Genomic DNA, 12,265 nt, shown 5'->3' on the forward strand with positions numbered 1-12,265 from the left:
GCTCAGGGGCGCTGGTAGCGCTCGACCGTCTGTTCGATGGCGCCGAAGATCGAATGGTGGTGATCGTCCAGCATCTCGATGCGCACGGTGTCGCCGAAGCGCAGATACGGCGTCTGCGGGCTGCCATGGGCCCGCGTCTCGCTGCTGCGCATTTCGGACAGGCAGGAATAGCCTGCGCCGCCCTGGTCGACCGGCTTTCCGAGGCCGCCGTCCGCCCGATTGGAGACCGGGCCCGCACCGATGATCGTGCCGGCCGAAAGGGGGCGCGTACGGGCCGCATGGGCGATCAGGGTCGGGAAGTCGCAGCGCATGTCGACGCCCGCATCGGCCCGCCCGAACGGCTTGGCGTTGCGGTCGACGCAGAGTGCGCCATGCAGCCGGGCGCCATCCCAGGCCTCGCCCAGTTCGCCCGGGGTCAGCGCGACCGGCGAGAAGGCCGTGGCGGGTCTGGACTGGAAGTCGTCGCCGCCGTCGCCGGGCGCCAGGTCGCGCAGACAGACAACGTTGACCAGCAGGACGAGGCGGATGGCCTCGCGCGCCTCCTCGATGGTCGCGCCCATCGGCACGTCGCCCGTGATCACGGCGATGCCGCCCGCCATGTCGATGCCGCAGTCGTCCTCAGCGGATCGGATCGGATCGCGCGGGGCGAGGAACGAATCGGACCCGCGCTGGCGGATGGACGGAACGTCGCCGACGGACGCGTTCGGTCCGGGCGCCTGGCCGACGTCTTCGACATGGCCGCCATAGACCGCGCCCTCTGCCCATTGATAGGCCCGGGGCAGGGGACTGGCGGCGTCGTGTTCGTGGAAGCGGTCGGCCGGCACCGCCCCGGCCTCGAGGCTTTCGGCCAGCGCGGCCAGATGCGGCGCGATGCGCGGCCAGTCGTCGAGCGCGGCCTGGAGGGTTCGCGCCAGGAACGCGGCATCGGTCATCTGCGTGAGATCGCGCGAGACGACGACGAGGCGGCCATCGCGGCTGCCATCCCTGATGGTTGCAAGTTTCATGCGCCCGCGATCCTCCTCAAGAGGCCGCCGCAGCGACGGCTTCGGCCGGCCTCGAACTCCATCCCGCCGGAACCGGCGGTGCGAAGCGTATCATGATGTCGGCGGAACGGGAGCGGCTTTCGCAGGCCGGGCGTCGCCATCGCCACGGGCCGCCGCGCGGCGCCGCGCCCTTGCACTGTCCCCGGCCAACTCGACTCCGGCGAAGGGATGCCATACGGATCGTCGGTCGGCGTCATGCCGCACCCCCATCCTGACGAGCCCGCGCGCGTTCGCGCCCTGTCCGGGCCTTTCGAGAGACGATCATGCTGCATACGGTTTCCGCCTTCGACCGCATCGGCGAAGAGAATGCCTTCGCCGTGCTCGCACGGGCGACAGCCCTGGCCAACAAGGGCCGCGACATCATCAATCTGGGCATCGGCCAGCCGGATTTCCGCACGCCCGAGCACATCGTCGAGGCGGCTATCAAGGCGCTGCACGACGGCCATCACGGCTACACGCCGGCGAACGGCCTGATCGCGACCCGCGAGGCAGTCGTGCGCCGGACGCTGACGACGACCGGCATCGAGGTGTCCCCGGAATCGGTGATGATCCTGCCGGGCGGCAAGCCGACCATGTATGCGGCCATCCTGATGTTCGGCGAGCCGGGCGCCGAGATCCTCTATCCCGATCCCGGCTTTCCCATCTATCGCTCGATGATCGAGTTCACCGGCGCGACGCCGGTGCCGGTGCCGGTGCGCGAGGAAAACGGCTTTGCCTTCTCGGCGGAGGAGACGCTGTCGCTGATCACGCCGCAGACGCGGCTGCTGATCCTCAACTCTCCGGCCAATCCGACCGGCGGCGTGACGCCGCGTGCCGAGATCGAGAGACTGGTGAAGGGGCTCGCCGATCATCCCGACGTGGCGATCATGTCGGACGAGATCTACGACGTGATGACCTATGACGGCGAGACGCATTGCTCGCTGCTGACCTTCCCGGAGATCCGCGACCGGCTGATCGTGCTCAACGGCTGGTCGAAGACCTGGGCGATGACCGGCTGGCGCATGGGCTGGTCGATCTGGCCCGATGCGCTGATGGACAAGATCCGCAAGCTGGCGGTCAATTGCTGGTCCTGCGTCAACGCGCCGAGCCAGTTCGCCGGCATCGCGGCGATCGACGGGCCGCAGGACGACGTCGCGGCCATGATGCAGGCCTTCGACCGGCGCCGAAAGGTGGTCGTCGAAGGGCTGAACGCGCTGCCGGGCGTCTCCTGCGCGACGCCGAAGGGCGCGTTCTACGCCTTCCCGAACATCTCGCGGACGGGCTGGAAGGCGAAGAAGCTGGCCTCCGCACTGCTGGAGGAGGCCGGCGTCGCGCTGATCGGCGGCCCGGATTTCGGCATTCTCGGCGAGGGCTACATCCGGCTGTCCTACGCCAATTCGGAAGAGAACATCGTGCGCGCACTGGAGCGCGTCGATGCGTTCCTGCGCGAGCAGCCGACACCGGCCTGAGCAGCGGCCGCTCCGCGGCTTGCGGGACCGGGCGGAGCCCGCGCGGTGGCTCGAAGCGGCGGGCCGGCTCACTGAAAATTCCCGCCAGCGGTTTGACTCTGGGACAGGTCTACTAGGTGAGGGAATTGACCCGACAACACCAGGAGACGGCATGTCCGATCAGAACGATAACGAGAACGGCATCCAGGGTGTCATGGTGGAGAAGCTGGAGGGCGTTTCAGAGCTGCCCGACGGCAATGTCGCCCTGATCATCCGCAATGGCGAAGCGCCCATCGGCCTCGTCTTCACGCCCCAGGACGCGCAGGATGCGGCGAAGCTGCTGGCATCGGTCCATCCCCAGGGCGGCACGCCGGACGGCGAACCCAACTGAACCGGATCCCCTTCGCGGTGGCGGGCGGCAAAGCGATCGCCCGCCATCGCACGACGTCGCCGAAACATCTGCGGATGGACGCCTGAGTCCAGGCTCGCCCCGGCCTCGCCGGAGCAGTCGTCGCTCGTGACGCGTCAGTCCGACCCGGGCAGGCTCTCAACCCATGCGACGATCCGTGCGGCGAGTTCGTCCGTTGTCTGCGGCGAGACGATGTCGCCGGCCAGGACGTGATGGGCGGGGTCACCACTCTCCGATACCTCGACCAACTCGTGGGGCGCCTGCCACCTGGCCATCACCGCCTCGGTCGCGGCCGGATCGACGATCTGGTCGTCCCGTGAGAACAGGGCCAGCACCGGGATCGTGATGTCCGAGATATCGGCGCGCAGGGTCGCCCGCACGAGCGCGGCCATGGGCACCAGCGCCCCGATCGGGTAGCTCGTCGTCCAGTTGCTGGCCTGCGCATCGCTCGCAGGCTCGAAGCCACGGGTCTCGCCGCCGATCAGCGGCAGGATATCGCGCGCCCATGGGAGGTCCAGCACGAAGGCCCAGCGATCGCGCAGGCCGAAATTCGGCGAGATCAGCACCAGGCCCGCCACATCCTCCATCAGGCCCGGCCGCGTGGCGCCGAAGGTCGCCAGCGTTCCGCCGGTCGATGAGCCGATGACGATAACCCGGTTGCCGAGGCTACGACCGATGGCGACCGCTTCGGCCAGGTCGTTCACCCAGGCGTTGACCTCGGCCTGCTCCATGGCGGCGCCGTCGCGGCCATGGCCGGTCAGCCGCGTATAGAAGAGATTGGCGCCGAGGGAGGCCGCGACCAAGTCGGCGAGGGGACGGGTCTCGCCCTTGGCGCTGGAAAAGCCGTGCACATAGACGAGGGCGATCGGTGTGCGGGCGCGCGAGGCCGGATAGGCCCAGACGATCTCCTTCTGCGCGTTCGGGCGCAGATTGGGAATGTCGGCCTCGGTCCGGGCGAGATAGGTGTCCGGGTCGCTGCCGATCGCCGTCGGATCGAAGGTGATGGTGGTATCCACCGGTTCGCGCGGTCCGAACAGCCAGGCGACACCCGCCGCCAGCAGCAGGATCAGAACGACGGCGAGGAGCGTTTTCCAGAGCAAGGGCGGCGGTCCGTTCATCTGTGGAAGGCGTGGCTTGGTCTATCGCGTCTCGCACCGGCTTGAAACCGTCGGGTCCCTGTGCCGGGCGACGCGCAGGCGATCACTGGCTCCGGGTCGCCTCGGCCGCTTCGACCAGCCGCCGGATCAGCGCGCCGACCATCAGGTCCAGATGGGCGCCGCCGCCATTCTTGTAGACGGTGATCGCGTCGGGCCCCGAGCGTCCCGCGGTACCCTCGCACAGATCGTGCAGATCGCCCCGCACGTTCTCGGCGGCGATGGTGCCGGCGTCGAGGGGGATCTGGATCTCGCCGATATGGCCGAAGGTGGTCCGGCGGGAATCGACGAAGAGCTCGGCGCGGCGCAGAAGCGTGTCGTCCGCCTCGCGCATGTCCGGCCGGAAGGCACCGATCAGGTCGACATGGGTGCCGGGGCTCAGCCACTCGCCCTTCAGGAAGGGCTGTTTCGCCAGGGTTGCGGTGGAGACGATGTCGGCGGCTGCGACGGCTTCGGCGAGATCGGATGCGACGGTGACCGGGACGGGACCCGCACCGGCTTCGGCAGCCAGAGCCTCGGCCCTGTCGCGACTGCGGTTCCAGAGCGCGATCGATTCGAGCCCGGGAAAGAGTTCGCCATAGGCCGCGATCAGCGTGCGCGCGACGGTGCCGGCACCGCAGATGAGCAACCGGCGCGAATCGGGGCGGGCCAGGAGCCTGGCGCCGAGCACCGAATCGCCGGCGGTCTTCCACTTGGTCACGAGGATGCCGTCGACGAGGGCCGTCGGGGCGCCGCTGTCCTCGTCGAACAGCAGCATGCCGCCCTGGACCGACGGCAGCGGCGGGTCGCGGTGCGGATTGTCCGGATAGACCGTGACCGATTTCAGCGCGATGCCCAGCCCCTCGATCCAGGCGCCGCGATTGAGCAGGCTGCGGCCGGACCGCGACAAGAGCAGATCGCCGATCTCGGCCTGCGGCAGGCGATGCGCGTCGCGGATCGCCTCGGTGACCGCCGTCCAGCTCAGGAGATGATCCGCCTCTGCGAAGCCGATCATCCTCATTGCCGGGTGTTCCCGGCCACCATCTCGGTCGGCGCGTCGGACCGGTGCGCCCGTGTCAGCGCCTCGACCGATTCGATCGCCGGCGTCTGGACATGGCGCGTCGCATAGGGCTCGAATCCGTGCTTGCGGTACAGCGGCAGGGCGGCCGGGTGGTCGAGCGTGTTGGTCTCGATGGTCAGCCGTTCGGCGCCTTGCGAGAAGCCCATTACGATCGCCCTGGACAGGAGATGATCGGCCAGGCCGCGGCCGCGGAAGGCCGGCATGATGCCGAGATGGACGATGCGGGCCGATTTCATCGACCGGCGCATCTCCAGTTCGAACCATCCGGCCACGATCTCGTCCGCCAGCAGGACGAAGATGCGGATCGCCTCGTCGTGGATTTCCCGGTCGAGCCGTTCGTCCGGCAGGATCCGCGACGTCCAGTGGTGGGGGTCGCCGACCGTGCGATAAAGGGTGCGATAGGCATCGAGCGCGATGTCGTGGATCTCGCGAAAGCTCAGTTCCGTCTCGCTGGCGGGCGGCGGTACCACGCGTTCGGGCGGCTGCGTGAGCGCAAGACTCGTGACCGTGGTCGTCAACAGGCGCATGGCCATCAATGCCCCGTCACGACCGGCGTGTCCGTCGCGCCGCCCCATTCGGTCCAGGACCCGTCATAGAGCCGGGCCTGGCGGTTGCCGAGCGTTTCCAGTGCCAAGTTGAGGACGGCAGCGGTGACGCCCGAGCCGCAACTCGTCACGACAGGTCCGGTCGGATCGACGCCCGCAGCGGCGAAGGCCGCGCGCAGCTCATCGGGGGATTTCAGCCGGCCGTCCTCGGCCAGTTGCAGGAAGGGCAGGTTGAAAGCACCGGGCATGTGGCCGGAGCGCACGCCTTCGCGGGGCTCGGCCGCCTCGCCGGCAAAGCGGTCGGCCGGGCGCGCATCGACCACCTGCAGCGCCGGATCGTCGACGGCTCGGCGCATCTGCGCCAGCGTCACGACGGCATCTGTGTCGAACCGGGCCTGGAAGGTCGCCGGCTCCGGCGCCGCCTTGCCGGATTCGACCGGATGATCGCCGTTCCGCCATGCGGGAAAGCCGCCGTCCAGAAGCCGCACATCCCGGGCGCCAAAGGCGCGGAACATCCACCACACCCGGGGGGCGGAAAACAGGCCCAGCCCGTCATAGACGACGATGGTGTCGGTCTCGGCGATGCCGAGTCGGCCGACGGCGTCGGCGAAGATCTCCGCCGAGGGCAGGGTGTGCGGCAGCGGGGAGACCGGATCGACGATCGCGTCCTGGTCGAAGAAGACCGCGCCGGGAATGTGGGCGATCTCGAATTCAGGCTCCGCCATGCGCTTCTGCGCCGGCAGATACCAGGAAGCGTCGACCACCGACAGGCCGGGCCGGCCGAGACGTTCGGCAAGTTCGTCGGGAGTTATCAGGAAGGGATTGTGGCTCATGGCCGCCTCGATCATGCACTGGCCGCCGCCGCGGCAACGGATGGCGCAGTAGATCGCATCCGTTCTCGCCTCGGCAAGGGCGGCGAAAGGGTGTCAGGCGGGCAGGGGACCGAAGCGGATGCGGAAGCGGCGGTTCACCTTGCCCTTCTTCTCGATCTTGCCGATGTGAATGTCACCGACTTCGCCTGTTTCCTGGACATGGGTGCCGCCGCAGGGCTGGGCATCTACCGCGCCCTCGTCGCCGATGCAGACCAGCCGGATGCGGCCGGTGCCGCGCGGCGGCTTCACGTTTGCCGACTTCACAAGCCCCGGATTGGCGTCGAGTTCGGCGTCGCTGATCCAGCGGGTAAAGACCGGATGGTTGGCCGCCACCAGTTCTATCAGTGCGGCGCTCGTCGCGGCCTTGTCGGGCGCGCCCTCGGGAATGTCGAAATCGACGCGGCTTTCGTCCTCGCCGACGGATGCGCCGGTGATCGGAAAGGGGCAGACGACGGTCAGAAGGTGGCAGGCCGTATGCATGCGCATCAGCTTGTAGCGGCGTTTCCAGTCGACATGCAGGACCAGCATCTCGCCCGGCTGCGGCAGCGCCGCACCGTCCTCGACCAGCATCAGGATGGTGGACTTGTCGGCCGCATAGACCGTGTCGACGATCGGCAACTGGCTGCCGTCGGCCCGTTCGACGAAGCCGGTGTCGCCAGGCTGGCCGCCACCGGCAGCGAAGAAATTCGTGCGCGCGAAGACGAGGCCGCTGCGTCCGTCGCCGGTCGTCTCGACGTGCTGGAGCGGCGCCTCCATCGTGGAGAGATAGGAATCGTCCTGATAGATGCGCTCCGTGCCGCCGTCGGACATGGTCAGTCCACCGTCTCGAAAGGCACGTCGAACTGCGGCTGGCGTTCGATCCAGTCGGGCACGGGCAGGCCCTTGTCGCGCAGGAAGGCCGGGTTGAACATCTTGGACTGGTAGCGATTGCCGTAGTCGCAGAGGATGGTCACGATGGTGTGGCCGGGCCCCATCTCCCTGGCCATGCGGATGGCGCCGGCGATGTTGATGCCCGACGAGCCGCCGAGGCACAGGCCTTCCTCGCTGATCAGGTCGAAGACGATCCGCAGCGCCTCGTCGTCGGGGATCTGGTAGGCGAAGTCCGGCTCGAACCCTTCGAGATTGGCGGTGATGCGGCCCTGGCCGATGCCCTCGGTGATGGACGAGCCCTCCGACTTGAACTCGCCGGTGGTGTAGTAGCTGTAGAGCGCCGCGCCCATCGGATCGGCGATGCCGAACTTGATCTGGCCGGAGCGGCGCTTCAGGCCCATGGCGGTGCCGGCCAGCGTGCCACCAGTGCCCACGGCACAGACGAAGCCGTCGATCTCGCCGCCGGTGTCGTGCCAGATCTCCTCGGCCGTGGTGACCACATGGCCATCGCGATTGGCGAGATTGTCGAACTGGTTCGCCCAGATCGCGCCCTGCGGATGGGTCCTGGCGAGTTGCTCGGCGAGACGGCCGGAGACCTTCACATAATTGTTCGGGTTCTTGTAGGGGACGGCCGGCACCTCGATGAGCTCGGCGCCCATCAGCCGCAGGGCGTCCTTCTTCTCCGCGCTCTGGGTCTCGGGGATCACGATCACCGTGCGATAGCCCAGCGCGCCGGCCACCAGCGACAGGCCGATGCCGGTATTGCCGGCGGTGCCTTCGACGATGATGCCGCCGGGCTCCAACTGTCCCTTCTCCTCGGCATCCCGGATGATGAACAGCCCGGCGCGATCCTTCACCGACTGGCCGGGGTTCAGGAATTCGGCCTTGCCGTAGATCTCGCAGCCAGTCACCTCCGACGCCTTGTGCAGTCGGATGAGCGGCGTGTTGCCGATGGTGTCGAGGACGGAATTGTAACGGGACATCTGTGACTCGATTGGCGGGCTGCGGAATGCTGCCGCGAAACTATGATCCGTGAGTTGGGGTGACAAGGCAATGATTGGTTGCGCTGTCAAACTTGTCGTCCGCCACGCGCCCGGCGATGGGCGGCGGGGTTCAGCCCTTCACCTGGCCGTATGCATCGAGCGCGCGCTTGCGCGCCCCGCCATGGTCGACGATCGGCGTGGGATAGGTCTTGCCCAGTTCCACGCCGGCCTGGGACAGGGTGTCCGCGTCGGCCTCCCAGGGCGCGTGCAGTGCCTTGTCCGGCAATGCGGCCAGTTCAGGCACGAAGCGGCGGATATAGTCGCCGTCGCGGTCGAAGCGCTGGCTCTGGGTGATCGGGTTGAAGATGCGGAAATAGGGCTGGGCGTCCGCACCGCTGCCGCCGATCCACTGCCATTGCGACGTGTTGGATGCGATGTCGCCATCGACCAGCGTGTCCCAGAACCAGCGCTCGCCTTCGCGCCAGTCGATCAGCAGGTCCTTGGTCAGGAAGGAGCCGACGATCATCCGCACGCGGTTGTGCATCCAGCCGCACTCCCAGAGTTGGCGCATGCCGGCGTCGACGATCGGGTAGCCGGTCAGGCCCTTCTGCCAGGCCGTCAGGTCCTTCGTCGCGTCGCGCCAGGGAAAGGCGTCGAAGCGGTCGTTGAAGTTCCGGGTCGCCAGCGCTCCGAAATTGTGCAGGAGGTGATAGTTGAAGTCGCGCCAGACCAGCTCCTTCTTGAAGGTGCGCAGGGCGTCGCCGGGAATGGTCTTGCGCCGGTTCGCATAAGCCTCGGCCGTGTGCCACAGGCGATAGGGCGAGATTTCTCCCCAGCGCAAATGCGGCGACATCCGCGAAGTGGCGTCGTCGGCCGGGCGTTCGCGACCGGCCGGATAGTCGTTCAGCCACTCGTCGCAGAAGGCCTCGAAGCGGGCATGGGCGGCGCGCTCGCCGACTTCCCAGAAATCGGCGATCCCGCCCGACCAGTCGGGACGTGTCGGCAAGAGTCCCCATTCCTTCAGCGAGTCGGAACGCGGCTGGTCATCCGGAGCCTTGAGCCTTTCGGGCGGATCGATCGGATCACGGGGCTCGCGTTCGGCCAGGTTCTTCCAGAAGGGCGTGTAGACCTTGTACCAGCCGCCCGTCTTGGTGCGCACCTCGTCCGGGTCGTGGAGGATGTTGGCCGTGAAGCGCTGCATGTCGACAGCGTCGCCCAGCGCCTCTTCCACCGAATCATCGACGGCGCGCGAGGCCTGGTCGTACCGCCGGTTCACCAGAAGGGTGGTCGCGCCGGTCGATTCGACAACGTCGACGACTTTCTGGCGGGCCGCACCGCGGCGCAGGATCAGCGGCGCGCCCTTGTCGGCGAGGTCCTTGCCGAAGCGCTCCAGCGAATGATGCAGCCACCATCTGTGGGCCCCGCCCAGCGCCCGGACGCCTTTGCTTTCCTCGTCCAGCACGACCAGCGGCACCACCGGCCGGCCGCTGTCGGCGGCCTCGGCCAGCGCCGGATTGTCGTCGAGTCGCAGATCGTCCCGAAGCCAGACGACGATGGGGGCGGAATGTGATGTCTTCGTCATGAATGCTGCCTACGCTTGTTCCCATGCCATCCGGCCAGCCGGGCTGGCCGCAGGATCTGTCGCGCAGGCGACCGTCGGCGAGGCCGGTGCGACAAACCGACGGGGCATGGCCGTTACGACCGGCGTGGCCGCCACCGGTCGCCGGCACCCGCCGAAACGAAGAAAGCCGCCGGTCGCAAGACCGACGGCTTTCAGAAACTGGCTCCCCGAGCAAAATACAATCCCTTGTTTCTTCTGCTTTTATTGCAACCTAATCGGCTGTGCTCCTAACATTTCCGGTGGTTTAGCTCGACACTCATGACTATATGGTCGGCTGTAGCAACCACCTTCGGGTAGGGGCGTCGGTAGGATCAGATGGCACGCAATTTATTGACTACAACGAAGATCAAGGCCTCGGCCGATGCGAAGTTGAGCGACGGCGACGGGCTATGGCTTCATCGTAATCGGTCGGGCAATCGAAGTTGGGTGTTCATCTATCGCCGCGACGGTAGGCGCCGTGAGATGGGACTCGGTCCATACGACAGTGGCACGGCACGTGTCGGTCTGGCAGCCGCACGGACCAAGGCCGACGAAGTGAGGGAAATCCTCGGTCGCGGTGGCGATCCATTCCTGGAAATGGCGGAACGGAAGGATCGTGCCGCCAAGGCCCCTCTGTTCGGTAAGGTGGCCGACGACTATGTGGACGCCATGGCGGTACGTTGGAAGGGCGCACGCACCGAAAGCAGTTGGCGGCTTGCCCTCACCGAATATGCGAAGCCGATACGCAAGCTGCGGGTAGACCAAATCGAGACAGCCGACATCATTCGGTGCCTGAAACCGATATGGGAAACGAAGACCGAGACGGCGACCAAGGTGCGGGAACGAATCAAGATGGTTCTAGATCACGCCAAAGCGAGCGGCTGGCGAACGGGCGAGAACCCGGCGACATGGCGCGGGCATCTCGATCAGATACTGCCACCGCCAGAGAGCTTCAAACGCAGCCACTTCGCCGCTATGCCCTACTCGGATGTTCCGCATTTCATATCGAAGATAAAGGGTGCACGCGGTATCGCGGCGCGTGCTCTGGAATTTATCATCCTGACCGCCGTGCGGAGCGGCGAGGGAAGGGGCGCCCGGTGGTCCGAAATGGACCTTGATCGCATGGTGTGGACGATCCCTGGCACGCGAATGAAGTCCGGCAAGCCGCACCGCGTCCCATTATCGCCTCGTGCCGCGCAAATTGTCCGCGACATGGCGGAAAACCGGGTATCGGAGTTCGTCTTTCCGAGCGCAAAAGCCGGTGCACAGCTGTCTGACATGGCGTTCGCGAAGACATTGAAGACCTACGGTGCCAGCGATTTTACAACCCACGGGTTCAGATCCAGCTGCCGTTCGTGGGTCGGAGAGGAAACCACGTTCCAGCGTGAGGTCGCTGAAGCTGCCTTGGCTCATTCAGTTGGTGACGTTGTGGAGCGTGCGTATTCGCGCGGCGATGCACTCGAGAAGCGTCGGGCGCTCATGGATGCGTGGGCAAACTTTTGCGAAGGTACGTCCTGATGGCAAACTTGAAGGATCTGGTCTGTCCTATCGCGAATGAGGTGCATTCCAAGATGCATCAGGGCTTGGCGCATCGGGCTGAAGCACGTGCCATTGTTGTAAGGGAACTGGAGGCAGGTACCGCGAGCATCCCGCTCCAAAAGATCGCGGCCAGGATGCTCTCTCCGTCGACCTCGAATAGCAAGCGCGGCCCAAAAGTGGGGCATCCAAACGACTGGCTGGAGATCTCGGAAGCTTATGACGAGTTGCGGGAAAGCGGGCTAAAAGCCGTGGAGGCGCGACTTGAATTGGCGGAACGCTTCAGGCGCTCCGAACGCACCATTGACGATGCATTAGCGTTCGCGAACGAGGCGAGGAACGTCGATTAAACTCGATGCCTCCGAACCTAATTGCCAATTAACTTCGGTTACACGAGGGACAGAAAAGCTTACATGTGCTCCACCAACAAGAAAGGGTGAAGCAATGCATGTAGACGATAATCAAGCTCCTCGCCTCATTTCATTGAATGATGTCTGCTCTCTGACATCGCTGTCGCGCACGGCTATCAACAAATTCCGCGTCTCGGGTGATTTCCCGGTTGATGTTAGGTTGGGTGAAAAGCGGATCGCGTTCGTGCGCACCGATGTCTATGCTTGGCTGCAGCAGCGCATAGACGAAGCAAACGCGGGGCGTCGGAGAAAACTGCCCGCCGATCTAGCGAACGATAACTCTGTCCAACGGGCGGTGGTGGCGGCCTGATCTATCCGTATCAGCCAACCGCCTGACTACCCGCCGGCAGGTGGTC

Annotated in this window: 13 protein-coding genes; 5 read left to right on the top strand and 8 right to left on the bottom strand. The window is 66.2% G+C overall.

The genetic code is table 11. The features are described 5' to 3' along the window. Positions 1 to 2: 2 nt before the first annotated feature. Entirely contained in the window at positions 3 to 1,004 is a 1,002-nt protein-coding gene (locus VQ042_RS01150; protein ID WP_331814591.1) for a fumarylacetoacetate hydrolase family protein, read from the bottom strand. Positions 1,005 to 1,306: 302 nt separating this feature from the next. Between VQ042_RS01150 and VQ042_RS01155 the strand changes: the two genes are divergently transcribed. Together VQ042_RS01155 and VQ042_RS01160 are read left to right on the top strand one after the other, a co-directional pair. Further along, a complete protein-coding gene (locus VQ042_RS01155; protein ID WP_331814593.1) occupies positions 1,307 to 2,491 on the top strand; it encodes a pyridoxal phosphate-dependent aminotransferase in 1,185 nt (394 codons plus the stop codon). A 151-nt stretch (positions 2,492 to 2,642) separates the two neighbouring features. Continuing rightward, positions 2,643 to 2,861 (top strand): hypothetical protein, encoded by a 219-nt coding sequence (locus VQ042_RS01160; protein WP_331814594.1) that lies wholly within the window; start codon positions 2,643 to 2,645, stop codon positions 2,859 to 2,861. Positions 2,862 to 2,995: 134 nt separating this feature from the next. Here VQ042_RS01160 and VQ042_RS01165 read toward each other — a convergent pair whose 3' ends face one another. The 7 genes from VQ042_RS01165 to VQ042_RS01195 form a co-directional block, all read right to left on the bottom strand. After that, a complete protein-coding gene (locus VQ042_RS01165; RefSeq protein ID WP_331814596.1) occupies positions 2,996 to 3,979 on the bottom strand; it encodes an alpha/beta hydrolase in 984 nt (327 codons plus the stop codon). A 100-nt stretch (positions 3,980 to 4,079) separates the two neighbouring features. Beyond that, entirely contained in the window at positions 4,080 to 5,027 is a 948-nt protein-coding gene (locus VQ042_RS01170) for an ornithine cyclodeaminase family protein (protein ID WP_331814598.1), read from the bottom strand. A gap of 2 nt (positions 5,028 to 5,029) precedes the next feature. Further along, positions 5,030 to 5,620: a GNAT family N-acetyltransferase gene (locus tag VQ042_RS01175; RefSeq protein ID WP_331814599.1), complete on the bottom strand. Its 591-nt coding sequence runs from the start codon at positions 5,618 to 5,620 to the stop codon at positions 5,030 to 5,032. A gap of 5 nt (positions 5,621 to 5,625) precedes the next feature. Next, a complete protein-coding gene (gene sseA / locus VQ042_RS01180) occupies positions 5,626 to 6,471 on the bottom strand; it encodes a 3-mercaptopyruvate sulfurtransferase (protein ID WP_331814600.1) in 846 nt (281 codons plus the stop codon). Positions 6,472 to 6,564: 93 nt separating this feature from the next. Beyond that, positions 6,565 to 7,320, bottom strand: a complete 756-nt coding sequence (locus VQ042_RS01185) for an alanyl-tRNA editing protein (protein WP_331814601.1) — start codon at positions 7,318 to 7,320, stop codon at positions 6,565 to 6,567. Positions 7,321 to 7,322: 2 nt separating this feature from the next. Further along, a complete protein-coding gene (locus VQ042_RS01190; protein ID WP_331814603.1) occupies positions 7,323 to 8,363 on the bottom strand; it encodes a cysteine synthase A in 1,041 nt (346 codons plus the stop codon). A gap of 130 nt (positions 8,364 to 8,493) precedes the next feature. Next, the gene (locus VQ042_RS01195; protein WP_331814605.1) at positions 8,494 to 9,945 is read right to left on the bottom strand and encodes a cryptochrome/photolyase family protein; all 1,452 of its coding nucleotides are present in this window, start codon (positions 9,943 to 9,945) and stop codon (positions 8,494 to 8,496) included. 354 nt (positions 9,946 to 10,299) lie between these two features. On the opposite strand from VQ042_RS01195, the gene VQ042_RS01200 reads away from it, so the two are divergent. From VQ042_RS01200 to VQ042_RS01210, 3 genes are all read left to right on the top strand, one after another. Then, complete coding sequence (locus VQ042_RS01200) at positions 10,300 to 11,481, top strand: tyrosine-type recombinase/integrase (protein ID WP_331814606.1); 1,182 nt, start codon at positions 10,300 to 10,302, stop codon at positions 11,479 to 11,481. Then, positions 11,481 to 11,849, top strand: a complete 369-nt coding sequence (locus tag VQ042_RS01205; protein ID WP_331814607.1) for a hypothetical protein — start codon at positions 11,481 to 11,483, stop codon at positions 11,847 to 11,849. The genes VQ042_RS01200 and VQ042_RS01205 overlap by 1 nt, the downstream gene beginning before the upstream one ends. A 94-nt stretch (positions 11,850 to 11,943) precedes the next feature. Then, positions 11,944 to 12,219: a helix-turn-helix transcriptional regulator gene (locus tag VQ042_RS01210; protein ID WP_331814608.1), complete on the top strand. Its 276-nt coding sequence runs from the start codon at positions 11,944 to 11,946 to the stop codon at positions 12,217 to 12,219. Positions 12,220 to 12,265: the final 46 nt, after the last annotated feature.

The organism is Aurantimonas sp. A2-1-M11 (genome assembly GCF_036549475.1).
Taxonomy (GTDB): Bacteria; Pseudomonadota; Alphaproteobacteria; order Rhizobiales; family Rhizobiaceae; genus Aurantimonas.